We start from the raw sequence: 26,252 nt of genomic DNA, 5'->3' as shown, positions 1-26,252 counted from the left end.
GGCGACTGTGAGGGTGCCGGGAGGCAAGCTGCGATGGATTCGAGCGGTTTGCTGGCCGAGGTGCCCTCGGCTGTGCGGGAATTGGTTCTCGGCCACTGGCCGGAGACCGACGTCGATGGAATGCGTCGTAACGGTGACGCGTACCTGGTGGCGTCCGGTGAATTGAACAACTCGGCAGACCGATACGAGACCGAGGCGGCGGGCACCGAGCAGGCCGTTGAGGGCGCCACGTCGACGGCGCTGACCGAACGCCACCGTGTGGTCGTGAAATCCATGCGTGATCAGGCGGCGGTGTGTCAGAGCCTGGGCAAGCAGTGCCACGACGTCGCCGATTCGGCTGTGCAGACGCAACATCTGTTGATCGCGATGGGAATCGCGCTGGCGGCTCAATTGGCCTACGACGCGCTGCTGTTCTTCCAAGGCGGTGGCGCGAAGGCGCTGATCGATCGGATCGAGGCCGAGCAGGCGATGGCCGCCGTGGCAGCGCGACTGGCCGCGGAGGTGGGCGAGCGGGCGGTCGCGGGCGCAGCGGAACGGGTAGCGCTGCACACCGCAGTCCACGCGGCGAAGATCGGCCTTCTGACCAGTGCCGCGATCAGTGGTGGCGCGCAGCTGTGGGACCTGAAGGACGGGGTGCGCGACAAGTTCGACGTGGGCGCCTTCTTGGAAATGCTTCTCGGTGGTGTGGTCGGCGGGGTGGCGGGTGCGGAGGTCGGCCGCAGGCTCGCGCCGCGTGTGCTCGGCTGGACGCGCGGCGGAGCGGTCAGTCCCTCCGGCCGGCTCGCCGCGCACTTGGGCGGCACGATGTTGCTCGGCGGCGCGGGCGGTCTCGCGGGTGGTCTGGCCGGTGCGGTGCCCTCGGTGTTGATCCACTTGGACGAGATCCACAGCCTCGGTGATCTTTTCAAGATGGTTCGCGAATCCGCGATCACCGGCTTCGGCAGCGGGTTCGTCGGCGCGGCGGGTAGTGCGATCCGAGTCCACACCGCGGGCCGCAACGCGGTGCGTTCCGAAAGCGACACACCTCGACTCGGTCTGCGCCACTGGGAATTCGCGTCACGCGTCAATGAGCTGTTGAGCTCGGGTGAACCACCGAGGGTGGAGGCGATCGAGCGCTTCAGCGCCGAGGGCAAGTCGGCGAAAGTGGTGGAGCGGCTCGTCTTCCACGACGGCACCGAGGTGATCCACAAGGTGGTCTCCGATCCGCAACACGCACACGCGGAATTCCTGAGCTCGTTGGTCGGCGACGCGGTGGGCGCACGGGTGCCCGCGGTGCATGTCATCGGCGACCACGTCTACATGGAGGTCGTGCCCGGCACGGTGGCGGCGGAGACGTATCCGCGAAGGATGTTCCCGCAGGAGGTCCTCAGCGGTCCTGCGGGAATGCGCCAGGGCGTCATGGACGTGCTGATACGCATACCCGATCGGAATGGCGACAACTGGATGGTCGATCCGGCCGAGAACGTGTGGGGAATAGACCACAGCCGCGCATTCGAGACCTTCGCCGACGCGCAGTATGTCGTGGGGCCCTTCGCGGAGAACTTCCTGCGTTACGGGGACGCTGACGAGATCTTGTGGAAAGACCACGCTCTCACTCGCCCGGAGTTGCAGGAGATCCGGCAGCGTGTCGAAGAGCTGAGCCCGGTCTTCCACGCGGCGGGCCGCCGGGACTGGTACGACGGCATGCTCCAGCGGATGACCGCGTTGGAGGAGCATGCCGCGGGTGGCGGTGACCTCCGTCGTGTCATCCCGCCTCACGTGGCTGCGCCGGCACCCGGTGGCGAACCTCCGGCCTCGGGCCCCCACGCTCGACGAGCGCCGGACAACGGCCCGGAAGGTCCCGGAATCTCCGTGCGGCCGCCCGCCGACCGGCCCGCTTGGATCCCGCAGCGTGACGGGAATGTCAACGATCAGGGCGAACCCGGCACACCCTATCGTTCGCCCGAGCAAGAAGGATTCGAACCACTCGACGGGGAACCGGTCGGCGACGGATGGGGTCGGTCAGTCGACGACGCCGAGATCGTTTCCGACGAATCCTGGAACCGGCCCGAGGACCTGTCGGACAGCGCCGACGTTCTCGAGGCGGGTGATCGGGGACTGGTAGAGGCTCTGAAGTATAGACGGCCCGTCGATTGGGGTGAGCTGATACGAGACAACCGAATCCTGCTGCTCGGCGAGGACCATTCCAACGTCGCCGCACGGCACTTCCTCCAGGAGCAGGCGGCAGCGTTACGCGCAGCCGGCGTAACGCACTATGGCATCGAGGCGCCACCCCATCCCGCCATCGACGCGATAAATGCCGGTCTGCGTCCGAACCTCACCGAGGTGCGGTTCGGACCTGGCTGGGAGACCTATCGAGAGGTAGTGGAAGCGATGGCCGCGGAAGGGATCAAGATCGTTCCCTTCGATGTCGCGCATCCCGCCTCGCCACACGGCTCGGCGCTGCGCGATGTCCGAGAATCCGCCATGGCCAAAAACATCACCGAAGTGATGGCGCCGGATCCGGACGCCAAGATGGTCGTCCTGGTGGGACGCCTCCACATCACGCGGGATCCTGCGGAGTGGGCGATGACGACCGGCGCATATGGGCATCCACTGGCGGCCCGGCTGACGGATGCGGGCTTGACGACCAAGTCCGTTGGCGTGTGGGGTGGGAACGACCCGCTCTCCGTCGTGGAACGGCTGCACGCGGCCGACGAGACCTTCATGGCCGACCTTCCCTCACATAGCGACGCCCATGGCCGCCCTCCGCACTGGGAAGCGGACGCCATCCTCCATTTACGCCAAGGTGAAGGCGCATTCGAGACAGAGGTGGGTGGCTCACGTCTTCCGCCGCCAGAGGGCCTCGCCGCGCCCCGGTCGGCGGCCGGCCCGGAACCGGAAGCGGTCGAGCGTGTGCATTACAGGGAGGTCGCAACGGACGATGCTGAGGCCGTCCTCGCGCGAGCGGCTGGCGACCTGCGCGCGGTGATGAGCGACTGGGGCAATCGTGACCACGCCATCTCCGCCTTGCATCTGGGGAATGCCATGCTCGGTGCGCAGGTCTACCTCACATCGGGAGGCGGTGATTTCCTCGCTACGAAAGTGGGTGAGTCCGGAGCGCGGGTTCTACGAGTCGAGGTCTCAACACCCCCCACTTCGGAACAGCCCCCCGGAGCCAGGACCGGAATACCGGTGATGGCGCGAGCGCTCCTCGAGCATCGACTCTGGGTATTCGCCCACCGATACGGCATGGGGGAAAGCCCAGACGGCGGGACAGTCCTCTGGTTCGAATTGGACGAAGCGGGACCGGATTTCAATGCTGCGGCACTCGACGCGGTACATGGTAGCTGGAGCGGAGAGGCCGCCACGGTCTCGCAATCCGACGCTGCCGGACAGGCGCCGGAGCAGTCGGGCCCATGACGTCCGATACGCAAAACCCGGCTTAGGACGACAGCGCTGTCAGCGGAAGCGAGAACGATCCAATTGGATCGAAGGAGCAACCTCCGAGTGCACGAGTTCCGCTCGATGAGCCGGATTCCGGCGATCAGTCGCCGGCGCCGCGAGACACCGATGACCGCGTTACGGAAGTTGGACGAGACATAACGACTCCCGGTCAGGAGTAGTCGCGCCCTCGGCGGGGCACGCGAAACGTCGGCAAGTCGCGTCGTCATGGGCAAGGGTTTGCGCTTCGCGATCCGCGAGGGTGGCCGCGCCGTTGCGTTCTCATCTAGATTAGCCATTTGGATGCTGAACCTCCGGATATGTGAATCGGTCGGGGAAATCCGGCTGGTTGAGGGTTTCAAGCGGCAGAATGTGGCGATGCGGACATTTGCCAGATTGTTGCAGGCTGTCGTTGCCGGGGTGCTGGTCGTGGTAGTCGGCCAAGGCATCGTGGCCGCCCCCGCTGTGAGCGACGCCCATATCCAGTTGCCGTGGCCGACGTCTGAGCTGGACGCGGTGCGGGCGTCGGGAGCAGCGCTGGCGGACGGAATCACCGGCACGGTGCTGTGGTCGCGACAGCCGAACATCTCGGTTCCGATAGCCAGCATCACGAAGGTGATGACGGCACTGGTCGTGATCAACGCAGGCGACCTCGACCGGGCGATCACCGTGCCGCGAGAAGTCATCGCCTACTGCACCGAGTACGACGGAAGCGACGCGGGCCTGGTCCCCGGCGAGGTGCTCACCGCGCGACAGCTCCTCTACGCGATGATGTTGCCCTCCGGCTGTGACGCCGCCTATGCCCTTGCCGAGGCCTACGGTCCCGGTCAAGACGGCTTCATCGCCGAAATGAACCACACCGCGCGTCACATGGGGCTGGCGGGAACATATTTCACCGACCCCAGCGGGCTGCCCGCCCCCACCGACCACTCCACCTACTCCACACCGGCAGACCTGGTGGCCCTCGGTCTGCGCGCGATGAGCCTGCCGGTGTTCCGTGAGATCGCCGGGGCGCAGAGCTATCACCTCCCCGCCGGGCCGGGCAACCGTGCTCACTCGTGGCAGACCACGAACCGGCTGCTGCGCGACTATCCCGGCACCATCGGCATCAAGACCGGATGGACCGACGCTGCGGGAACCTGCCTGCTGTTCGAGACGGTCAGGGCAGGGATACCGCTGATCGGTGTGGTCCTGCACAGCTCACCCGACAGCGACGTCGCCGCGAAGGACGACGCCGCGCGCATGTTGAACTGGGCCTACGGCCCGATACTGAGCGCGCTGCCGATCGGATAGCGACGAGTGCGCGGGCCTCCTGCGGATTTTCGTTGTGCACCAGACGATCTCCGACCACCGGACGACTGTGGCCGTTGCCCGTCCCGGGCTCGCTACAGCCGGCACGCCGAGGTCGATGAGCCGCCTCGTTCGAGGACACCCTCCCTCCCGAGTAGCAGCCGACGCCGGCTACGCCGACCAATCCCACCTCCACCGCGACATCCGCGAATTCACCGGCACAGTCCCCACCTCAGCAGCCACCGAACCCTGGCTCACCATCGACGACCGAGCCTGGCCGTCGACCACAGTGCCCTGCCCGGCCCGGCATTCGACTGCCCGTACTCGGCGACGATTCCTTCACATTATCGGCGGTTTTGCTACGCTTGCCGAACTTCCCCGGGAGGCTTCGACGCGTGCAAGGGATGGCGGAGACCTGTCGGCTCGGCGGGGCCTCAGTGCGGATTCTAACGCCCACCGGCGACGTGGTCGGCGCGGGATTTCTGGTGCGACCCACTCTGATTGCGACCTGCGCGCACGTCGTATCGGCCGCGCTGAATCGGGAAGCGACGGACGGCGAGGTGCCTGAAGAGCTCGTGGCCGTGAACTTTTCGTCGTCGGACGCCGCGGTTGCGATGCTCGCACGGATCCGGCACTGGTCTCCCATCCGCGAAGACGGCCGCGGCGATATCGCCATCCTGGAGCTGCTCGAGTCCGCACCGGACGCCATTGCGCCGCTGCCGTTCTGGCCTGCGGGCCAGCCCTGGGGTGGAGAGTTCCGGATGTTCGGATTTCCGGCCGAGATGCCCGGCGGTGTCTGGGTGTCCGGCGAGTTTCGAGCCCCGCAGAGCCAGGGCTGGGTGCAGTTGCAGGCAGCGACCGGTGGACAGCCCATCACCGAGGGGTTCAGCGGCGCCGCCGTTTGGGACACCGAGGCGCACGCCGTGACCGGAATGGCGGTCGCCGCCGACCGCCGCCGCTACACCCGTACCGCGTTCATGCTTCCCATCGATGAGGTGCTGCGGCTGAATCCGGCGCTGCTGTCTAGTCCGTATCGCGGTATGGCGCCGTTCGACGAGGAGCACGCGGAGTTCTTCTACGGGCGGGACGACGATATCGCCCGGGTGCGGGAGACGCTGCGGCAGAGTGGTTTCGCCGCGGTGGTCGGACGTTCCGGTACCGGGAAGTCCTCGTTGATCCGAGCCGGGGTGATACCGCGATTGCGGCAGCAGGGGTGGCAGGTCGCCGCATTCCGGCTCAGCGGCGACGCCACCACGGAATCCGGTGTGCGCGCCATCGGCTCCGGAAACGCCGCGGACGAGCCACTGTCGACCTGGTTGATCGAGCAGGCCGCGCCCGCGCCCGACGCCGTTGACGCGGCCGCACTGCTGCGACAGCTTCCGCCGCACGGCACGGTGTTGTTCGTCGACCAGTTCGAAGATCTGGCTGTGGCCTCCCCGCGGCAGGCCCGCGCGCTATTGCAGGCGTTGCTCGAGCTCGCTCGCGCCGACACCGAGGGACGCCTGGCGATCGTGCTGACGTTGCGCTGGGACGCGCTGGACGACCTACTCGACGCCGAGCTCGCCGAATTCCTCAGCAGCATCACGGTTGCGGTCGCTCCGCTGGGCCGTGCCCAACTGCGCGACGTGATCAGCCGTCCCGCCGCGCGAGCCGGAGTGACGCTGGACGAGGCGGTGGTGCAGCGGCTGATCGACGGTGTTTTCGACCAGCCCGGCGGATTGCCGTTGCTGGCGTCGGTGCTGTCGGATCTGTGGGTCCGGCATACCGGGGGCCGGATCACCCTCGCTGATTTCGAGAACGTCGGCAGCGTGGAGGTTTCCATCGCCCGGCGGGCCGAGCGGGTCATGGCGCAGTTCACCGATCCCGCCGAGCGGGCCGACGCGGAACGGCTCCTGAAGCTGCTCGCGGTGCCGGCCTCGAGCGGCGCCGGATTCCTCCGAGCGGTGCTGCCCATGCGGGAGTACCCCGAACTCCGCGGAGTGGCCGGGCGGCTGGCGCTCGACCGCCTGGTGGTCGTCGGCCGCGACAGGAGCGGCGCGGATACCGTCGAGCTCGCACACCAAGCGCTCATCGACAACTGGGAACGGCTGCACGACCTGCTGCAGTCCGACCGCGACTTCCGCGCCTGGCAGCAACACCTCGCGCAGGACCTGGACAACTGGGAACGGCGCGGCCGAGAGCACGACGCGTTGCTGCGCGGTACCGCTCTCGAGACCGCGAAGGACCAGCTCGAGGCTCGGAGAGCCGACGTGCCGCAGGCACATCAGGAGTTCATCGCGGCCAGCCGCCGGCTGCGCGGGCGGGAGGTGCGGCGCCTGCGGCTGGTGGCCGCGGCGCTCACCGTTCTGGTGGTCGTGGCCACGTCGATGGCGGTGCTCGCCTACCGGAGCAGTGCGGCTCGCGCGGCGCAGTTGCGGTTGCAGGCGGGGCGCAGCCTCGCGGCGGAATCCATGCGGGTGGCCGACTCCGACCTGGACAAGGCGCTGCAATTCGCGCAGGCCGCGGCGCGGTATGCGCCGGACGACGAGACGGTGCGGACGGCACTGCTGTATCAGCAGGTGCGGTTGTCGTCCGTCACGGATTACCGAACCGACCTGTGGCGCGATGCGACATTCGGGGCGGCAAGTGGCGACGGGTCCGAGGTCGCGGTCGCCGAGGGCCGCGACGTCACAGTCTGGGCCGGTCTGCTCGGCGATGAGCCGATGCCGTGGCGACTTCCACCGACCGCCGGGAAGGTCGCCTCGCTGAACCTGAGCCGGAACGGCGCCGCGCTCGCCGTGGTGACCGACGATGGTGCGGTCGCCGTCTGGGATGTCCGAAACCGCACCGGTCCCGCGGTGGTCCGTCCGCCGGAGCCCGCACCGCTGCTGCCCAATGGCGTGTCGACCGGCTGGGATCAGACCGGGCGCTGGCTCGCGGTGCGACTCAACCGAGCGCAGGTCCAGCGGGCGGAGCCGCAGCAGGCCCAGCACACCGACCTGCTGGAGGTGTACGACATGGCGAGTGGCGGTCCCGTGCTGGCTTCGTCCCCGCCTCCACTGGGAGATTTCGCCCAGTTTCCGGACTACGTCGACCCGACCGGCACCATGATCGCGATGCGCGAGTCGAAAATCGGGACCACGCGCAACGTCGTGCGCGACGCCAGGACTGGACAGCAGATTCGGGAATTGCCGGCCGGTAAGATCACCTCGACCGGTCTGATCGCCGGATGTTCCGACGACCAGCTGGTCGTCTCGGACGCGCTGACGGGCGCCGAACGTCTGCGGGCGCCGCGCGGCTCGGGCTCGACGACAGAGGACTGCAAGTGGGCCGTCGATAGCAGTGGACGGTACGCGTGGTCGACGAGCATCCTCGCCGGCGATACGCTCGGCCAGACTCACCTCATCGACCTGCGAACCGGCCGGGCCTTCGTCGTCCAAACAGCCAGCCCTCGGGATATGTCGGCCACGGTACTGGTCGTCCCCGCCGACGACGGCCCGCGGCTGGCACAGTTCACGCCGAGCGGCCTGCTCCGCTTCGCGCCTGCCGTGGCGATCTCGGATATGCACGTGTTCGCCGGACCGGCCACCGAACAGCGGATTGTCCAGTGGAGTCCCGACGGCTCGTTCGTTGTGGAAATCGCATGCGGCCCAGAAGATGCGAACGCGACGGTGCGCGTCGTCGAAATATCGCCCGCCATAAGGGAAGTCGCGCGTATCACGGTGACCCTCGCCGTGCCCGGGTCGATTCCGCCCGAATCTGCCTACCGGATCACTGCCGACGGGAAGCACTTCGTCGTGGCCGGTGCGACGGGTGGCTTCACCCTCTTCTCGCTGCCCGGACTCGCTGTCGAGCAACGTATTTCGTTGCCCGTCCCGCCCGAACTCGGACCTGGACTGCGGCGACCGACATCCATCATGCAGCCCGGCGACGACGAGTTGGCCTTCTTCCATGCGGGCTCGGTCACCCGGTGGCGGATCAGCGATGGGAAACAGCTCGGCCACACCGTGCGGACTTGGCGCGACATCGACGAACTGGTGTGGATGGTACGGGCCGGCGCGCAGGCGGCCCTCGTCCCGACGCACAACGACCAGTACTTCACCGAGAACATCGACGGCGATACCGTCCGCGCCCTTGATGACGGACGAGTACTCCGTTCGGTACCCGTCAAGCCGATCGATCGCGGCAAGAGGCAGGATGCCTTCGTCAGCCCTGTCGCTCCACAGATATACATCAGGTACGCGTCCGGGGAAGGCACCGTGGAGAACTTCGACAGCGGTGTGGAATCTCCTTCTGCACAACCATTTCCGTCGGGCAATGGGGTCGGCATGACCGACGATGGTCTGCTGGTGGTCGATCACCTCGGGACACTGGAGATCTGGGACTTCGATCGCAGCGCGAAGCTCTTCGATGTGAAGATCTCGGACCAGCGGTACGGGGATCTCTCCGGAGATGCCCTGTACGCGCTGAATCCCGGCAGGTACTCCGGCAGCGGAGGTGTCGGACGGTACTCGATCAATCTCGACCGCGATGACGTACTGGGACGGCTCTGCGCGATCAGTGACCGCGAGTACACCCGGGCCGAACGGGAGGAGCTACCGGTGGGCGCTGACGACACCCCACCCTGCCGCGGGATCTGACGATCAAGCGACCTGCTCTTCGAGGCGCTTTCGGACCCGCGACAGCCCGTCGTGGACGTATCCCTTGACGGTGCCCTCCGCCACGCCCATGACCCGAGCGGTCTCTTTATAGGTGTTTCCCTCGTAGGTGTAGATGATGACCGCCTGGCGTTCCCGCGGCGGCAGTGCGTCCAAGAGCCGGATCAGCATGTCCCGCAGGGCGATCATGTCGTCGAACGGCAGCCCGGCCTGGTCGGCGAGAGTCGAGAGGCGTTCGTGCCCATCGGAATCCAGCCGTTCCCGATCCTTCGCGGTCCGGACCATGGCATCCTTCGCCAGGTTTTCCGCCGTGGTCCACAGGTACTTCCGCAGCCCTTCGACGTCGGTGATGTGGTCCGGCCAGCGCGCGTACACCCGCATGAACGCGGTCTGCACTATATCGTCGGCATCGGCGCGGCTGCGCGTCGATTTGGTGATGCGGGCCAGCAGCATCTCGCTCGCCGACTCGTATGCCTCCACCAGCATTTCGGCGAATGCCTGCTCCCGCTGCTCACCACCGCGTGCGATCCGGATGACGGCCGGTTCGGTATCGGCGGTGAGCAGCGTGAGTGGAGCCTGCGCACATTCGTGCAACACCACACGCAGCAGGGCGGCAAAGGAAATATCACGGGCCTGGGCGGGATCGAGTGGCGCGTTCATGTGGTCTGGCCCCCTGTCGTCTCTCGGTATCCTATGCCCGATACTCGAGCCATCGCGTGGTCGATGTCGCCGAGGTCAGGGTGATCGTGGCGATCGGGAACACGGTTACGAGCAAGGCGAACAGCGGGCTGCCGATCACACCGTACTCATCGGAGGCTCCGGCAACGGCAAGCACGACCATTGCCTCGATGACGCAGTAGGCGATGTCGACCGCACAGCCGATGACGATCAGCCGACGGGCCGAGGCACGCTTGCGAAACATCTGGATGCCGCCGGCGAGCAACAGCGAACCGGCGAGTAAGAAGACCGGGATCGAGACCGCGAAAAGCAACCGCGGCGCATTGGTCTCGCCCTCCGAGTCGAGGTCGCTCAGCATCACTATCCCGGCGATGAGCACAAGAACGCTCAGCAGCCGGTGCGTACCGCCGAGGCAGGCGAGCACCCCGGCCGTGATGGCGGTCCCGCCGCTGGGCGGCGGCGTCGGGTGTGAATGGGCAAAGTCGTCAGCGGCGGTGGGGCTCTGCATCATGGCGGATTCCTTCCCTATCGAACCGGGTGTTCGTAGGGATCAACCGCCGTGGGTCACGAAACGTTGGGTCCGGACCCGAAGTTGCTTGCGTCGGCCGTGTGGCACCACGATGATCAGACTCCCTCAGGCCGAGTTGAGGGTGTTCGCAGGAGCGTGGACGCGATCTCGGCCGCACCGATGAATTCCGTGCGGATCCTCCGTCGATACCTCTGGATACACCGACAGCGGTGAGCCTGCGCCGGGACCGTCGAGCGCGGGCAGAAACACACGGAGGCAATGATGAGCGTCGACGACCCTGCACAGCGGCAAATGATCCGGACGGGTGAGCAGGTGGCGCGGTGAGCGGTGCCAGGGTGTTGGTGGCGGGGGCGAGCATCGCGGGGCCCGCGCTGGCCCACTGGCTGCGCCGGCGGGGGGCCGAGGTGACCGTGGTGGAGCGGGCCCCCGAGCTGCGGCCCGGTGGGCAGGCGGTGGATGCGCGCGGGGTGACCAAGGAGGTCATCCGGCGGATGGGGCTGGACGCGGCGGTGCGCGCGGCCCGCACCGAAACCGCCGGAGCGCACACCGTGGACGTGGACGGGAACGTGCTGGAAACCTTCCGCGCAGCCGACGACGGCGGCGACGGGTACATCGCGGAGATCGAGATCCTGCGCGGTGACCTGTCCCGGGTGCTCTACGACGACACCCGCGACGGTGTCGAGTACATCTTCGGCGACCGGATCGCCGAGCTCACCCAGGACGCCGACGGGGTCGACGTGGTCTTCGCGGGCGGCGTCCGGCGGCGCTTCGACCTGGTGGTCGGGGCGGACGGGTTGCACTCGGCGCTGCGCGCGATGGTCTTCGGGCCGCGCGAGCGATTCGTCCGCCACCTCGGTCTCGTGCTGGCCTTCTACAGCGTGCCCAACGAGTTCGGGCTGGACCGCTGGCTGATCGACTACCAGGAGTCCGGTCGCTCGGCCGGACTGCGGCCCATCCAGGACGCCACCCGGGCGATGGCCATGTTCTCCTTCCCCTCGGGGGACTTCGACGTCGACTACCGCGACGTCGCGGCCCAGAAGCACCTGCTGCGCGAGCGGATGGCCGGGATGGGTTGGCTGACCCCGCGCATCCTCGCGCACCTCGACGACACCCCGGACTTCTACCTCGACCAGGTCGCCCAGGTGGTGATGGACCGCTGGTCGAGCGGACGGGTCGGGCTGCTCGGGGACGCGGCGTTCAGCTCGTCGCCGATGTCCGGGCAGGGCACCGGGCTGGCCCTGGTCGGCGCCTACCTGCTGGCCGGAGAGCTGGCCGCCGCCGGGTGGGACCCGGAGGCCGGGTTCGCCGGATACGAGCGGCGGATGCGCTCGTTCGTCGAGGCCAACCAGGAGATCGGCCGGTTGCACGCGCGTAGCCTCGCCGTCCCCGGGCAGGACGCCGAGCCGAGCCCCGATTTCTCCGGCGAATGGTTCACCGAGCTGATCGAACGCGCACTCAACGGCGTCGAGCTGCCCGACTACGCGGGAGTGCCGGACTCCGGGGCCCCGGCCGGACCGCCGATCACCTCGTCGGCCGAGCCGTAGTCGTCACCTGACGTATCGAGAGGGGCGACGCTGCGGTAGGCCACCGCCGAACGACGTCCGGTCATGCCGCATACCGCGCGGATCTGCACTGGTCGGCTCAGCACCTGTTGCCCAGCTTTTGTTCAAGGATTGCCTTGTGGCACTTCGGTATCCGGGTGTCGATCGGGAGTGCGCAGTGGAGCGCCGACGTGGTGCAGGTGTCGCAGCGCCTCGCGGTAAGAGGAGATCAGCCCGGTTTCGTGGTAGGGCACCCCGATTTCGGTGCAGTAGTCGCGCACGATCACCTGCGCGTGACGCAGGTTCGGCGTCGGCATGCTCGGGAACAAATGGTGCTCGATCTGATAGTTGAGCCCGCCGAGGGCGAGGTCGGTCAACGCGCCACCTCGCACGTTGCGGGAGGTCAGCACCTGGCGGCGGAGGTAGTCGGGGCGGTCGTCGCCGGTCAAGGTCGGCATGCCCTTGTGGTTCGGGGCGAAGATGCAGCCCATGTACAGGCCGAAGAGGCCCTGGTGGACAGCGAGGAACGCGAAGGCCTTGTCGGCGGGCAAAACCGCGAACAGCGCGGCCAGGTAGGTGGCGAAGTGGACGAACAGCAGTGCGCCCTCCAATCCACGCTGTTTGATCGATCGATTTTTGAGCGCACGTACACCCGCCACATGGAGGTTCAGGCCCTCCAGCAGCAGGAACGGGAAGAAGAGGAACGCCTGCGCCCTCCCGATGAGACGAGGCAGACCGCGGCTGGACCGTGCTTGCTGTTGCGACCAGACCAGGAGGTCGGGCGCGACATCGGGGTCGAGTTCCTCGTGGTTCGGGTTGGCGTGATGCCGGGTGTGCTTGTCCTGCCACCAGCCGTAGCCCAGGCCGATGCCGGCGTTGCCGACGAGTCGTCCGACGAGCTCCGTCGGCCGCCGTAGCCGGAAGACTTGGCGGTGCGCGACATCGTGCATGACGAGGGCGATTTGAGCGAACGTCACGGCCATGAACCCCGCGACCAGCAGCGTCCACCACGAATCGCCGATGAGGACGAACGCCGCCCAGCCTGCCGCGAACGCGACCCCGACGAGGCTGAGCCGGACGGCGTAGTAGACGGGACGCCGGTTCATCAGCCCCGCCTCGGAGATCCGGCGCAACAGACGGGCGTAGTCACCGTCGGCGCCGCGCCGCGGTGACCGTGGAGATGACTCGGGGACCAAGGCAGATGTCGTCATAGATCTTCCTGAGAGTTGAGTCGCCAGACGCCACCCCCGTGCGTCGACGATGTCGACCGGTCGTCTCGGAGTGGGGGCGCCGATTTCGATACCTCGAAGCTATCGGCAGGATTCTCGTTACCCGTAACCCTCTGGTATGAGATGGAATCGGACTGCGGTGTGATATTCGAGGTCTACCGCGAACCCAGGCGGCTGGCCGGTTATCGGCGAACGCCGCCATCGCCTCGGCAATCAACTGCCTGCGCGGATTCTGCGCGTTCTCCGGCGGCCGAATCTGTTTCCCGCCGCACTCTTTCGACATTCGCCTCCTTACCCCGCGGCCGCGCACAGATCGTGCGACCGTGCGGTACCGGCACACATCCCTGGCCTGTGAGGGCCCAACGGTGCTCGGCCGATCGACCCGCCCGGGCGGACGGCCAGGGCGAGCGATCGCTGCCCGCTGAATCGGATTCGTACGCTGCATGCTCGCCCGAGATCTGACCGGTCGTACCCGTCAGTCGCCGACGAACAGGAGATATCCGTTGGCACGAAGCGCGATCGACGCCGCCCGCCTCAGCAGGTCGACAGCCTGCCGCTCGGCATCGGTCCGTACCTCGATCCCCTCGATCTGGTCAAGGATCAAGCCGAGCTGGTACCGGTTGAACATGGTGTCGCCGTATCGGTAGATACCTCGTACCAGACTGGTGACGGGCTGCACGGCGCACAGTTTGAACAGCGTTTCGTCCGCATCGTCACCGAAGCGGTGTATCACGGCATGGTTGATATCCTGCACGACGATGTCTAAAGCCATCTGATTCCGCTTGACCTCTTGCGCGTCAGTCCGGCAGCCAGTGCAGCTCCTGCGCCAGGGTTTTGGCGACGGCATGGATGCGGCGGTGTACTGGTGACTGCTCGCGCGGGAGGACCAGGTGGAGCGTCAGGCAGGGCGCGCCCCGCAGCGGTCGCCAGGTGAGGCCGACCGGTTGTGTCGTGACCGCGGCTTCTCCGGCCGGGGCGAGGGTGAGCCCGTCGCGTAGGTCGCGCTGAGACATGTCGAAAGAGACTGCGGGCGTGCGGAATCGGGGGGATGGTCGGGTGTCTCGGAACAGTGCGGACAGCTGATCGTGGATCGCGGGGTTGGCCGTACGGTCGGGGAGTCGCAGCGGATACGCGGCCGCGTCGGCGATCTCGATCTCCGGGTGTCCGGCCAGCGGATGGTGCTGCGCCAGCTGGACCCCGACGCGCTGACGCCGCAGCAGGAACCGGCGCACGCCACGACCCGGCTGTTCACCGCGGGTGATCCCCGCATCGATGCGGCCGTCGGCGACCGCGGGCGAGATCTCCGGTGTCGCCATCGGGACCGCGCCGACCTCGAGTCCCGGGCTGCTGCGAATGAGCCTGTCCACCAGGGCCGGTGCCGTCTCGGCCCCCGCGCTGAGGCTGTATCCGATGCGCAGCGTGCCCAGTTCACCAGCCGCCGCGTTGCGGGCGATGTCCCATGCCCGGTCCAGCGCCGCCAGCGCGGGCGGCGCGGACTCCGCCAAAGCCGCACCGGCCGTGGTCAACACGACGTTACGGGTGTCGCGGACCAGCAGGGCCGTACCGAGTTCCGCCTCCAATCGGCGCATCCGGGCACTGAGTGCGGGCTGTGCGATCCCGATCCGTGTGGCCGCGCGAGTGAAGTTCAACTCCTGCGCCAGCACCAGGAAGTACCGCAGGCTCACCGTATCCGGCGTCACGTGCCTCCCTGCCGATTGATAACGATCGGTTCTGAGTCTATCGCGTACCGGTCTTTCCCTCGACCGCGCATCAAGCCATAACCTGCGCATATGACGATTCAACTGACCGCAGTACCCGTCGCCGGGATCGATCGATCCGAGTGTCGATTCGAAGCCGGACGTGTCCGGCCGAACACAGGAGGTTTCCATGGCTAAGGGTTACTGGGTCAGTGTCTACCCCGCCATTTCCGACCCTGAGAGGCTGACTGCCTACAACAAGCTGGCCCGTCCGGCTGTCCAGGCTGGGGGCGGGCGCGTCCTGTCCCGCGGCGGTCGAGTCGTCGCCCACGAGGCCGGAATCACGCAACGAGTCGTTCTGATCGAGTTCGACAGCTTTGAACAGGCCGTCGCGGCATACGAGAGCGAGGCATACCAGAAGGCGCTGGTGGCCCTCCCCGACGGCATCGAGCGCGACTTCCGCATCATCGAAGGCATCGACTGACCGGCGGGCCCAGCCATCGCTGAGGTCAAGACCTCTTTGGAGGGGCTTCGATCTGCGGTTCTCGCACTGCACTGCATTGCGCTGCCGGTGACCGGATGCCAGCTCCGTCTTCCAGATCGCTGACGGCCGGTTGCTAAAGGCCGATTTTCAGCAGCAGTTCGCTGAGTTCGGCTGGCATGGTGATCATGCAGTCGTGGCCGGTCGGCAACTCCCACACCTGCGCAGCGGAACCGTTGGGCTGTATCGCGGGAATGGCTCGCCGGGTGATGCCCGCCGGAGTGGCACCGACGCAGTGGATGTGCGTGCGAGGGATCGCGTTCACGGCCGGATTGTCCAAGCGGACCGGTTGCTGCAGGCAACGCACCGGTTGATCCGAGAGCATCGTGCGCAGCCAGGCGATGTCCGCCGGGTCGGTGACTCCGAACAGGCCGAAAGGCGCCGGCTGCTCGGGCATCGGGGGAATACGCCAGCCGCTTCCCGACTGTGCGGCGAAGTCGATCAGGCGCTGGCTGATGGGCTGGACGTCGACCGCGGTCTCGCCGTCCTCCGGGACCATCGCGTCGAGGTACACCAGGTGCGCGATGCGGTCCGGAATCTCGTTGGCCGCCGAGGAGATGACCAATCCCGCGTAGCTGTGCCCCACGAGGACCACGTTCGTGAGGTCCTTGTCTTTGATCAGCTCGATGACGTCGGCGACGTGGGTGTCGAGCCCCGCGTCGGGGCCGAGAAGATGCGCCTTGTCGCCGTAGCCGGTCAGCGATGGCGCGTGCACCTGATGCCCGGCCGATTCCAGTAGCGGTACCACTCGCTGCCAGCAGCGGCCACTGTGCCAGGCGCCGTGGACCAGCAGAAAAATTGACACGATCGTTCCTTTTCGACGCGCGGTACTGCACCGACGCGGTTGGTTACTTTTCATACCTCGGTACACTTTGGGAACCACGATCAGTGTGGTGCGCTCGACATGGATCGGGCAATAAGGCACATTTCGGTGCCCCGGTTCCCTGGAGATAACCATGACCGCCACAGAGGGCAGGCCGCCGCAGAGCCACGGCGACGCGTGCCGGACACGAGAAGTGCTCGACATCGTCGGGGACAAGTGGTCACTGCTGGTCGTGCGACACCTCAGCCAGGGGCCACGCCGGTTCAGCGAACTCAAGCGCGGCATCGATGGCATAAGCCAGCGCATGCTCACCGTCACCCTGCGCGCGCTGGAACGCGACGGCATCCTGACCCGGACCGTGCGCAACGTCATGCCACCCCACGTCAGCTACGAACTCACCCCGATGGGCACGAGTCTGCGCGCAGCGGCCCTACCCCTGCTGGAGTGGAGCATCACGCACCTGGCGCACATCGACGCCGCCCGCGCCGAATACGACAAAAGCGCCGACGCCACGTCCACCTAGTGCGGAATCCGCCCCGAGTGTTCCGATGCCTGTGCTGACGGACAATTCGTCCACGTCACCGCAGGCCGAACATCCGCTATTGCCGCTGGGCGCGTGATCGGTGGCTCATGTCGGTCGGCTTGGTCGTCTGGCGCGGATGGTCGCATTTGCTCGGTGTGCGTTCCCATATTCGATGTGTCCTACAAGAGCCGCGCCTGACCTGGGGTTTCTCGATGCGGCTATTCCGGGATTGTCCGGAAAATCCTGTGGCCTGCGGAAACGCTGTCGGAGGTTGGTGCCCTCGGTAGGGGACGCGAAACATGGGCAACTGCAAAACACCTGGTCATAGTGGGTGCATATCCGGTCTGACGATTTGCGGTGCGTCCGCGCAGATCGGTTCACCGTTCCCATGTTCGTCGTGCCCATAGCGGGGCACATCGAACATGGGAACGGGGACGACCTGCGGTTTCGGATGGTCGGCTGGTGATCGAAGTCGACTACCAACTGTAGGCCGGACACAACCCGAATCAGAGAATCATCACCGATAAAGTCGTGTGGCGGCTACGGCCATGCAAGTCGTCGACGCAGCCATTCTCCCGACACTTGCGCCGAACATGCTTGGTGACGGCGCAGTTTCGGCGAATGTGGAGGCGGGGGCACCCGGCTGCTGTGCACCCAGTAGCCGACCAGTGCACAGAGAAAGGCATCGACGGCGGCGCAGTCGGTTGTGCGGGTCACCGGATGGGTAGCAAGGATCGGATCGGGGTCTATCCCGCTGGCGGCGATCGAGGGTGCCAGCGACACGAGGTCGAGCCAGGCGGCGCCGACGCAGGGCCAGGCCCAGTCGATCACCACGACTGTGCCGTCGGGACGAAGGAGCATGTTGTCCGGCCGCAGATCTGTGTGCAGCAGGGTTGTACCGTCGGTGGCTTCGGGCCAGGTCGATTCCAACTCGGCCAGCCGATCCAGATTGCGCAGTGACCAACTGTCCAAGTCGACGGGCGGCCCGTGCTCGGCGAAGTGCCGCCAGCAGTTCAGCTCCGGCCCGTAGCTGTCGGTCATCGCGGGCACATCGCGGATCGGGCTGGGCGTCAGCATGTTCGCCAACTGCTCCACCGCCGTGAGCACCGCATCCAGCTCGGCCGGCTTATCGAGACGCGGATGGCAGGCCGCTACGTCGTCGAACACCATGACGAACCACCCGGCGAGCTCGGCGGTGAACTGGACCGCCGGTGTCGGGACCGTGGGCGGTAGCCGCGCTGCGGTGCGTGCCTCGGTCTGGTACATCCCACACAGTTGGTCATCACAGTTGATCACCTTGGCGAAAGCTCTGCGGCCGTCGTTCAACAGCAGCCGCACGGCCGCGCCGTGGCTGTACCCGCCCGTCTGCGTGACCGCCGACCGCACCGGCGCGCCGAGGCGGGCCTCGATCCCGGTTCGTACTGGCTGCGGCAACTCATGCCACTCGATCCGACTCGCGGTGCCTTCACTACCGGACATTGCACGATCATCGGTCGGAGCGCCGCGGACCTCCAGTCATTTATTCGAGACAGGCGCCTGGACTATGTCCAGGGCCCGCCGGTTCGCGAGGGGCGCTCGCTCTGACCACCGGCAGAGGCAGCTTGGTCCCGACGGGCGACAATTGACTCGTGAGTACATGGGTAACTCCATGTACTCACATCGCACTGGCCTGCGATTGGCATCGTTGTCAAGAGCGGACCGCATTGGCGGTAGAGGGTTTCATTGGGTCGCTGAGCTGCGGATACTTCGATGACTTCATTCCGACGTGACATCGATTGCCAGCGTTGGCGAGTGCGAGCCTCGTTGGTTGACGTCAGCCACTAACGGGTTTGATGACCAGTAGCGACGGCTGACCAGCGACCACGCCAGGCACGTGCGATTCCCAGCTTTAGATCGCGGTTCCGGTCGGTGGATTGCGGTGATGGTGTCTCGGAATTTGTCGGGTAGTGGGTCCGCGGCTCAGCCGCACCGGCACGCATGCCTCAGACCGGAACTTCAAAGCGTCTCACCACTGGAACCGGCGGACGGCGATCCATGTGAATTGAGATTGAGCGAACACAAGAAGCAGAACGGGTAGCCATGAGGAAGCCCGAGCCGCCGAGCCGTGGAAACGCGATATGGCTACGCCGCCCGCCGTCGGCGCAATCATAGAGATCAAGCGATGGAAGCCGGTCGAGCCCCCGGCATGGGAACGGGTTCCCGATGTCCCCGAACGTGTCACTGTTGAGCGAACTTATGCCCACCGTACGGTTGGTGGCACTGCTGAGAGCGGCGCACAAGTGTTTCTGGCGCGCAACGAGGTTACCGGTGGTTGGTCCATAATCTGTGGTCAGCCGACATCGATGCGCTTGCCGTGCAGGAACGGCGTCGCCGGGGTGCAGTGTCGGACTCGCCATAAGGTAGGACTGCGTCTACGCGAGGACACGCCGTGGGATCGAAGCGTCGATTATGCATAGCGACGCGGGAACATGGAGACGAGAACCTACACCTGCGCTCCGCTGTCATACTGTCGTCTGCCAGCGTGAAGGGACCATCACGTTGCCAGTCGTGGGACCACCGGCAACAGGTGATGCTCGCGGGGAACATGTTCCAGATTTGCTGTGCGAGCCGAGCATGGCGACAGCAGCCGGACATCCTGTAATGCCGAGGACCGTACTGGAACTAGATCAAGGCTGGGTACAGGCATGTTCGCGATTGAACGAGCCGACGCTTCCGGTGCCGGTGGGGAGGTTGCGCGTGGCGTCTGCGTATGCCTCCCCCGGGGTCGCCCCTTTACCGAAGCCCACGATCGGGAACCCTGCGACGATCGCGAGCGGACTCGTCACGACTGCACCGCAGCCGTTCGCGAACGTCACCATCATCCGGCAGTCGATGATGCCTTGCCCCTTGCACGCTCGGTCGGCGGCTCGAATGGCGTCGGCTTCCGTCGGGTGGTTGACCGAAAACGCGTAGACGTTGCCCCACACGCTGAGGGAAACGGCGCCCCAGTTGACCGGGTCGGCAGCGGCAGGCGGTGCCGCAAGAACGGCAGCGGCGCTCACCGAGAGGGCGGCGGCCGCAAAGTATTTGTTGAACAAGTGGCGTGCTTCCTCTGCGCGCCGACCAGGGTGCGGCGATCGCATGGAAAATACCGCAGCGCATGGACTCGAGATAGCCCAAGTCTTGGGGGCACGGCAAAGACCATCACGAACTGCGGTGTTCGTGACAGATCTGCTGAAACCGATCTAGTCGCCCTTGGCTGCGGGAGCGCCCTCGTCAGGGGCCATCGCCTCGCGCAGCGACGGACGCGGTCAACTATGACGACGTGTGGCCCGGGCGAGAGTCGTGGCTGCGGCGGATTCGGTCCTCCCTCGACGAGGTCGCCTTGCCGAACACACTCTTCTGCCGCATACCGGTCGTTCAGTAACGCGGCGTCGACCGACCGACAGTGTGATAACCCGTTCCACTTCTGCGCTGTCGTCGGTGGTCCCACAACTGGCGGACGTGGCGGTCCCTCGGCGGTGGCAATCGACAGTCATACCTGATGAAACATTCGATCGCCGCCGAGGAGCCGTCGTCGAGGTGAAGTGTTGTTTCACCGCACGTGAATGCCCGCCGCCGCTCGGGCACGCCGCCTGGCATGAGTGGCGCATGCAGTGGCGTGAGGTCGCCCGCCAGTTCCCCGACGGTGTGGAACACGTCCGCAAGGCGGTGACCATCCGAGGAATCGCGGGCGGTGATGCACTCGTCGATGTTCGTCACCGAGCCCATCCTCATCGGACTCCTACGGATCGCACCACCGCGGCGCAGTCCCTACTGCGTGTCCCCGTACGGCTCCGTCGTCTTCCACCAGTGACCCAGCCCGGAAGCGTAGCGCTCCAGTGAAGACGACCGATCCCGGCCAGGGAATAGCGACGAGGAGAAGCGACATCGCTCAGCAGCTGCCCTCGATGAGTAGCAGGTAGGCCACCTCCGAATGCGCCACACGTTCAGCGAGAGTCGCCGGTACCGGCACTGGGCAGGACACGCGAAACATGGGCGACTAGGAAACGCTTGGTCATCGTGGGTACGTATCCATCTGAGGGACTTATCAGTACGACACCGTGTGGTTGAGCGAGCGGTGTCGGACGTGGTGTTGCGTTGCACGACGCAGCGGGATTGACACCCCTGGAGGTGATCGCTACGGTCCAGCCATGACTGATGGGGGAGCTTCAGCCTCCGGCGCAAGCATTTCGGTTGTGCCAGAGGAGGTTAGAGAGGTTGGGCAATACACCTACGAGCTAGCGGAATCCTTGCAGTCCGCCTTGCGGTCCGTAGCTCAGGACGTCGCGGCCTTGCTCGACGGGGGCTGGTCTGGCGGCGCAGCGACCGACTTCTCCGCAGGGTGGTCCGAGGTCCGCGATGGGGGAGGCCAGATCATCACGGCGTTGAGGGAGATGGCTGAAAAGCTTGGTGTTTCCGCGCAAACCTACGAAAGCCGCGACTGCACCAACGCATCAGCGTTGAACACCTCGGCATCCAGCCTGGAACTTCCGTGAGCGAGTTCACCGTCGATGTCGATCAACTGGACCAGATCGTCGCCAGGTTGTCCGGCCTGGCCGGATTCATCAGTGATCACCTCGACGACATCGACGACAAGGTAGCAGGACTCACCGGTACCGGGTGGGAAAGTGTCGCAGGCCGGGCCTATTTCGAAGCGCACACGAAATGGGTCACAGCCGCGCGGGAGTTCGCGGAGGGCGTCCGCGACATGAGCGACGCCGCCCGCAAGGCACACACGAAGTACATCAACGCTGCCGAGGTCAACAAGCAGATGCTCAACGGCGGATAACGCCCATGGGATGGACCATCGATTCCGGCATCTACTTCGATGCGGCCAAGAAATGCCAGCTGCTCGCCAGCGACATCTCTCTCGCGTTGGGTCCATTGCTGTTCAAGTTGGTCCACGAGTGCGGCGGAATGGCAGGCAACCACGAGAAGTCCGAGGCATGGATCACCGCCTACGACCAGTACGCCAGCGATATAGTCGAACTGACCGCGGCCCTGGCGAACGCACTGCAGCGATACGGCGATGTGCTTGCCGCCACCGGCTACAACTGGTGGCAGGCTAACCGCTCCACCACCAGCGGCACCGAACCGACACGTCCAACAGAGTCCCAACTGCTGTACGACACCGGGATGGACCTCCCCGCTACCGCTAAGGGGGACAACGGATCCGGAATCGACAGCCCGATCACGGGCCTACTGGAGAAGGTCGGCAAGATCCCCAACGGGGACGTCACCAAGTTGCACACTGCCGCAGAGGCGTGGAAAACGTTTTCCGAGCACGCGAACATCACCGGGGCCGCAGAGCGCATCAAGGGCATCAATGCCAAGTTCGCCGGCAGCACCGACCCGAACATCATCGCGATCGAAGAGAAACTGTCAACGCTGCAGAAAGCCGCGGAACTGTTGGCTCAGGCCGCGAAAGCGTTATACGGGCCGGTCCAGGGACACTACGAGGCTCTCGACAAAATGCGCTCCGACATCCAGAAGGCTGTCTCCGACGCCAACAAGGAGCTCGCCGCATCGATAGCTGTCACGATCGCGGTCGTCGGGGTCCTAGCCGTCGTAACTGGCGGTGTCGCCGCTGGGCCTGCCGCCGCTGGTGGCGCTGCGGTGACCACAGAAGTCGTCACGGCGGCAGCAGCGGTTATCCGCACTGCTGTTCATGCCAGTGACCTCATCCACATCTACGAGGCGGTCACCTCCGTTGGTTCTGCTGGCTCGGGCGTGTTCTCGGCTATCCCCGACCTCTCTCAGGGCGGCACCAAAGCAGCCCTCGACGGTATCGCGGCAATGACCGTCAAGCTGACCGATGGTGGCAGTAGCGGGAACCAGTGGGACAAGGTGGAGGGGGCGAAGCCCAACCCGGCGAACATTACTATTTCTCAGAAACGACGGATCCATATCCTCGACGGCGACGGGAGTGACGACATCAACGGTGGTGGGCACGCGCCCGGGACTGGAATGCCCAACAAGACCGAGTTCCCCGACACCGATGATTGGGAAGACGACAAAATCATCGACCGAATAGTCGACGTCGCGAAGAACCCGGACCAGCCGCCAGTCCTCCAGGACAACGGCAACTGGAAGGTCAACGGCACTCGCAACGGCGTCCAAATCGAAGTCATCGTTGCTCCCGACGGCTCAGTCGTGACCGGCTACCCCATCGGCGGCGAGGGCGTAGTCAGGAACGATGCGAATGGCGACCCGATCAAATAGGCTAGGAGAGCGATGAATCCGGACAGGGCGGCACGAGAAGCGCGAAAGCGTCAGCGAGACCCGCAAGCTATCGAAGCCCGTAACCGTCGGCTCAACAAGATGAGCAAGGACTCGCGAGACCTTCTCGAGAGCGTCGCCGACCGTCTGCCTTCTGACCTGGTCGAAAGCTACCGGACCTATAGCAACGTTGGTGAGTGGGCGATGCTTGTCGACGTGCTGTGCGCCAGTCTCATCAAGCGACAGATCCCGGTCACTGAAGCGGAACGCGATGCCGTAGCGAACGTGCTCGGCCAGTTCAATCCCCCAGTGGAGGGATACCGCTACCTCAACGACCCCCAAGGCGTGCTGTCTGAGCTCAACGTGGTCACTGCGTAAATCCGCGTGATCCGATCGGGGCAGACGGCCGAGTTGTCTCTGGCCGCGACGAGCCAGTAGTGGACACTGGAAACCAAGGCATCCCTGATCGGACGGTCAACCACACCTGAGGCAGTCCCATTCCCATCTTCGATGTGCCCTACAGGCACACAGGACGAACGCATCTGACCTGGGGATTTGATATCGGTCTTGTCGGGATAATCCGAGAAAACGCGTTGAACTGCGGAAACGCTGTCGGAGGTTGGTGCCCTCGGCAGGATTCGAACCTGCGACACCCGCTTTAGGAGAGCGGTGCTCTATCCCCTGAGCTACGAAGGCGTGGGTGGGCTGGGCCCGCCCGGGACGTTCGCAGTCTACCGGGTGAGGGGCTCGGAAGCCGCATCGCTGTCGCCGGGATATCTCGAGCGATCAGAAGCCTCCGTCGAAGCCTCCGCCTCCGTCGAAGCCTCCGCCGTAGTCGCCACCCGAGTCGTACCCCCCGTCGTAGTCGCCACCGGCGTCATAGTCCCCGTCCGCGGCCATCCCGTCTTGGAAACCTTCGCCGTAGCCGCTCTCGAAGCCGGACGCTCCGTAGCCCACTCCGGACATTCCGGCGAATAGGGATGTGAACAGCAGGGTGGAGCCGAGCCCCCACGCGCCGGCGATCAACGCGGGTTTCCACCAGGGCTCGGAGTACCACCCCGCGGGCACCGGCCGCCCGGCCACTCGGCCACCGGGGTAGTAGTTGGGCGTCGATGGCGAGGGAGCGGGGGCGGCCGCGATCTGCCTGCCTTCGTATTCGACTACGCGCTTCTCCGTGACCTGACCGGCGGTGTTCTGGCCGTCGAGGGCGGGGATCGCGGGGCCTGGGTCCATGTTCATCGCGGTCCGCGCGGCCCTGATGTAGTAGAGCCCTTCCAGGGCGGTCTGCTTCGCCAGTCGTGCTTGTGTGGGGGTGCGGGCCTGGTCGAGTTGTGCGCCTGCCGCGAGATGCCGTTCGGAGGCGTCGGCGAGTGCCTGAACGGCGGCGTCGTTGCCGCCGGAGAGGCTGTAGACCTGGCCGCCCAGTCGTTCGTTCACTTGCCGGGCGTCGGCGAGAGCGTCGGCGAGTTCAATGGCTTCGCGCTGTTTGCCCTGCTGTGTCTGCCATGCCAGGAAGGCGATCAGCGCTATCAGCACCAGAACGATCAGTAGCCACCACATGGCACCTCTTCCGCTGGACCTCGGACCAGTTCAGTTTACTGACCAATAGCTGAGGTCGGGCTCGGTGTGCAGGGTCAGCGGGCTGCCGCTTGCGCCTCGTCGTAGTCGGCGGGGTCGAAAGTGCGGGTCTTCCAGCGGTAGAGGACGGTGGCGCCGGGCCAGTTGTTGGTGATCCGGCCGGAGGTGTTGCGGTACCAGCTGGAGCAGAAGTTCCAAGGCGTGTCTTTCAGGCGGCGCTGTAGCCAGTCGTCCCAGTGCTGGTCGGCGGTGGGGCGGGCGGCGAGGTAGCGGCCGGGGCGGTCGGTGAGGTAGCGCACGACTTGGCGGATGTAGCGGGCTTGGGATTCGAGCATGTAGATGATGGAGCCCGCGCCGACGTTGGTGTTCGGGCCGTACATCAGGAACAGGTTGGGGAACTGCGGCACGGACAGGCCGAGGTAGGCGCGGGCGCCTTCGTCGCCCCAGACGTCGGCCAGTTTGCGGCCGCCGAGGCCGTAGATGTTCATCGGCGCCAGGAACTCGGTGCCCTTGAAGCCGGTGCCGAAGATGATGACGTCCACTTCGTGCTCGACGCCGTCGGCGGTGCGGATTCCGGTCGGCGTGATCGACTCGATGGCGGTGGTCTCGACGGTGACGTTCGGCTGCGCGAGCGCCGGGAAGTACTCGTTGGAGAACAGTCCGCGCTTGCATCCCGCCGCGTAGTCGGGCGTCAGTTTCGCGCGCAGTTCGGCGTCGGGAACCTGCTTTTCGCGGTGGCGGTCGGCCAGGGCGATCACGGGGGTCTTGATCGCCGGGATGTCGGTGAGTCCGAGGGCGAGCAGTTCGAAGACGGACCAGATGGCGAAGCGCTCGGCGAGACGGCTGGGTGGGAAGTACTTGAACAGCGCGTGGTGCAGGGCGCTGTACTCGACGTCGGCTTTCGGCAGCACCCAGGCCGCCGAGCGCTGGAACAGCGTGAGGTGGGCGGCGTTCGGCTGGATGCGCGGGATGTACTGGATCGCGCTGGCTCCGGTGCCGATGCAGGCGATGCGCTTGCCGGTCAGGTCGACGTCGTGGTCCCACTCGGCGGAGTGGAAGGCGGCGCCGGTGAAGGTGTCGATGCCGGGAATGTTCGGCAGGGCGGGACGCGAGAGCTGGCCGACCGCAGGGATGAGGATGTCGGCGGTCAGTTGCGCTCCGTCGGCCGTGCGGACGGTCCACCGGCCGGTGCGCTCGTCGAATTCCGCGGCGGTCACCTCGGTGCCGAAGCGGATGAAGCGCCGCAGGCCGTGCTTGTCGGCGACGCCCCGCATGTACGCGTGGATGTCGCGCTGTTCGGAGAAACGCCGTGGCCAATCGGATTTCGGCTCGTAGGACCAGGAGTACAGCGGGGAGGGCACGTCGCAGGCGGCGCCGGGGTAGGTGTTCTCCCGCCAGACGCCGCCGAGGTCGGTGGCGCGCTCCAGGATGGTGAAAGTGTCCAACCCGGCCCGCCGCAGTTCCAGTGCCATGCCGAGCCCGCCGAATCCGGCTCCGATGATGATGATGGACGGCGTCGTCAT

General features: G+C 66.0%; 21 protein-coding genes and 1 tRNA gene. 10 read left to right on the top strand and 12 right to left on the bottom strand.

Translation table 11 applies throughout. The features are described from left to right. Positions 1-33 precede the first annotated feature (33 nt). The 3 genes from ACZ6DL_RS35560 to ACZ6DL_RS35550 all read left to right on the top strand — a co-directional run bounded on the left by ACZ6DL_RS35560 (position 34) and on the right by ACZ6DL_RS35550 (position 9,332). Entirely contained in the window at positions 34-3,402 is a 3,369-nt protein-coding gene (locus ACZ6DL_RS35560) for a WXG100-like domain-containing protein (RefSeq protein WP_466057841.1), read from the top strand. 249 nt (positions 3,403-3,651) lie between these two features. Then, on the top strand, positions 3,652-4,716 hold the full coding sequence (locus ACZ6DL_RS35555; RefSeq protein WP_466057839.1) for a D-alanyl-D-alanine carboxypeptidase family protein: 1,065 nt from the start codon (positions 3,652-3,654) through the stop codon (positions 4,714-4,716). A gap of 401 nt (positions 4,717-5,117) precedes the next feature. After that, positions 5,118-9,332 (top strand): nSTAND1 domain-containing NTPase, encoded by a 4,215-nt coding sequence (locus ACZ6DL_RS35550; RefSeq protein WP_466057886.1) that lies wholly within the window; start codon positions 5,118-5,120, stop codon positions 9,330-9,332. Between the two features lie 3 nt (positions 9,333-9,335). On the opposite strand, the gene ACZ6DL_RS35545 is transcribed toward ACZ6DL_RS35550, so the two are convergent. Both ACZ6DL_RS35545 and ACZ6DL_RS35540 read right to left on the bottom strand, forming a co-directional pair. Further along, positions 9,336-10,010, bottom strand: coding sequence for an RNA polymerase sigma factor (locus ACZ6DL_RS35545; RefSeq protein ID WP_466057838.1), 675 nt, complete (start codon positions 10,008-10,010; stop codon positions 9,336-9,338). 31 nt (positions 10,011-10,041) lie between these two features. Beyond that, the gene (locus ACZ6DL_RS35540) at positions 10,042-10,539 is read right to left on the bottom strand and encodes a hypothetical protein (protein WP_466057837.1); all 498 of its coding nucleotides are present in this window, start codon (positions 10,537-10,539) and stop codon (positions 10,042-10,044) included. A 338-nt stretch (positions 10,540-10,877) separates the two neighbouring features. Between ACZ6DL_RS35540 and ACZ6DL_RS35535 the strand changes: the two genes are divergently transcribed. Beyond that, positions 10,878-12,101, top strand: a complete 1,224-nt coding sequence (locus ACZ6DL_RS35535) for an FAD-dependent monooxygenase (protein WP_466057835.1) — start codon at positions 10,878-10,880, stop codon at positions 12,099-12,101. A 122-nt stretch (positions 12,102-12,223) separates the two neighbouring features. On the opposite strand, the gene ACZ6DL_RS35530 is transcribed toward ACZ6DL_RS35535, so the two are convergent. From ACZ6DL_RS35530 to ACZ6DL_RS35520, 3 genes are all read right to left on the bottom strand, one after another. Further along, a complete protein-coding gene (locus ACZ6DL_RS35530) occupies positions 12,224-13,309 on the bottom strand; it encodes a fatty acid desaturase family protein (RefSeq protein ID WP_466057833.1) in 1,086 nt (361 codons plus the stop codon). Positions 13,310-13,802: 493 nt separating this feature from the next. Continuing rightward, positions 13,803-14,099: a hypothetical protein gene (locus ACZ6DL_RS35525; RefSeq protein WP_466057831.1), complete on the bottom strand. Its 297-nt coding sequence runs from the start codon at positions 14,097-14,099 to the stop codon at positions 13,803-13,805. A 25-nt stretch (positions 14,100-14,124) separates the two neighbouring features. After that, the gene (locus ACZ6DL_RS35520) at positions 14,125-15,027 is read right to left on the bottom strand and encodes a LysR family transcriptional regulator (protein ID WP_466057829.1); all 903 of its coding nucleotides are present in this window, start codon (positions 15,025-15,027) and stop codon (positions 14,125-14,127) included. Between the two features lie 187 nt (positions 15,028-15,214). Here ACZ6DL_RS35520 and ACZ6DL_RS35515 point away from each other — a divergent pair, with 187 nt between their 5' ends. Continuing rightward, entirely contained in the window at positions 15,215-15,508 is a 294-nt protein-coding gene (locus ACZ6DL_RS35515) for a DUF1330 domain-containing protein (protein ID WP_357962516.1), read from the top strand. Positions 15,509-15,641: 133 nt separating this feature from the next. On the opposite strand, the gene ACZ6DL_RS35510 is transcribed toward ACZ6DL_RS35515, so the two are convergent. Continuing rightward, entirely contained in the window at positions 15,642-16,370 is a 729-nt protein-coding gene (locus ACZ6DL_RS35510) for an alpha/beta hydrolase (RefSeq protein ID WP_466057827.1), read from the bottom strand. 151 nt (positions 16,371-16,521) lie between these two features. Between ACZ6DL_RS35510 and ACZ6DL_RS35505 the strand changes: the two genes are divergently transcribed. Then, complete coding sequence (locus ACZ6DL_RS35505; RefSeq protein ID WP_387297041.1) at positions 16,522-16,911, top strand: winged helix-turn-helix transcriptional regulator; 390 nt, start codon at positions 16,522-16,524, stop codon at positions 16,909-16,911. 540 nt (positions 16,912-17,451) lie between these two features. On the opposite strand, the gene ACZ6DL_RS35500 is transcribed toward ACZ6DL_RS35505, so the two are convergent. From ACZ6DL_RS35500 to ACZ6DL_RS35490, 3 genes are all read right to left on the bottom strand, one after another. Next, on the bottom strand, positions 17,452-18,390 hold the full coding sequence (locus ACZ6DL_RS35500; RefSeq protein ID WP_466057825.1) for a phosphotransferase: 939 nt from the start codon (positions 18,388-18,390) through the stop codon (positions 17,452-17,454). 1,187 nt (positions 18,391-19,577) lie between these two features. Beyond that, positions 19,578-19,988 carry a DUF4189 domain-containing protein gene (locus ACZ6DL_RS35495; protein WP_357463323.1) on the bottom strand — a complete coding sequence of 137 codons (411 nt, stop codon included), beginning with the start codon at positions 19,986-19,988 and terminating at the stop codon, positions 19,578-19,580. A gap of 322 nt (positions 19,989-20,310) precedes the next feature. After that, complete coding sequence (locus ACZ6DL_RS35490) at positions 20,311-20,652, bottom strand: hypothetical protein (RefSeq protein WP_466057823.1); 342 nt, start codon at positions 20,650-20,652, stop codon at positions 20,311-20,313. A 431-nt stretch (positions 20,653-21,083) separates the two neighbouring features. On the opposite strand from ACZ6DL_RS35490, the gene ACZ6DL_RS35485 reads away from it, so the two are divergent. Genes ACZ6DL_RS35485 through ACZ6DL_RS35470 form a run of 4 tightly spaced genes read left to right on the top strand, consistent with a single transcriptional unit; the run spans position 21,084 to position 23,529 of the window. After that, the gene (locus ACZ6DL_RS35485; RefSeq protein ID WP_466057821.1) at positions 21,084-21,428 is read left to right on the top strand and encodes a WXG100 family type VII secretion target; all 345 of its coding nucleotides are present in this window, start codon (positions 21,084-21,086) and stop codon (positions 21,426-21,428) included. After that, positions 21,425-21,721 carry a WXG100 family type VII secretion target gene (locus tag ACZ6DL_RS35480; RefSeq protein ID WP_043732571.1) on the top strand — a complete coding sequence of 99 codons (297 nt, stop codon included), beginning with the start codon at positions 21,425-21,427 and terminating at the stop codon, positions 21,719-21,721. Before ACZ6DL_RS35485 ends, ACZ6DL_RS35480 begins: the two co-directional genes overlap by 4 nt. A gap of 5 nt (positions 21,722-21,726) precedes the next feature. Continuing rightward, positions 21,727-23,154: an EndoU domain-containing protein gene (locus ACZ6DL_RS35475; RefSeq protein ID WP_466057819.1), complete on the top strand. Its 1,428-nt coding sequence runs from the start codon at positions 21,727-21,729 to the stop codon at positions 23,152-23,154. A gap of 12 nt (positions 23,155-23,166) precedes the next feature. After that, positions 23,167-23,529, top strand: a complete 363-nt coding sequence (locus ACZ6DL_RS35470) for a hypothetical protein (RefSeq protein WP_466057817.1) — start codon at positions 23,167-23,169, stop codon at positions 23,527-23,529. A gap of 242 nt (positions 23,530-23,771) precedes the next feature. On the opposite strand, the gene ACZ6DL_RS35465 is transcribed toward ACZ6DL_RS35470, so the two are convergent. The 3 genes from ACZ6DL_RS35465 to ACZ6DL_RS35455 all read right to left on the bottom strand — a co-directional run bounded on the left by ACZ6DL_RS35465 (position 23,772) and on the right by ACZ6DL_RS35455 (position 26,252). After that, a tRNA-Arg gene (locus ACZ6DL_RS35465) sits at positions 23,772-23,847 on the bottom strand. A gap of 90 nt (positions 23,848-23,937) precedes the next feature. After that, positions 23,938-24,711: a DUF1542 domain-containing protein gene (locus tag ACZ6DL_RS35460; RefSeq protein ID WP_466057816.1), complete on the bottom strand. Its 774-nt coding sequence runs from the start codon at positions 24,709-24,711 to the stop codon at positions 23,938-23,940. A 74-nt stretch (positions 24,712-24,785) separates the two neighbouring features. Beyond that, entirely contained in the window at positions 24,786-26,252 is a 1,467-nt protein-coding gene (locus tag ACZ6DL_RS35455; protein ID WP_466057814.1) for a flavin-containing monooxygenase, read from the bottom strand.

It is taken from the genome of Nocardia sp. NPDC041819 (assembly GCF_055590505.1).
This window is presented reverse-complemented; position numbering and strand designations above follow the sequence as displayed.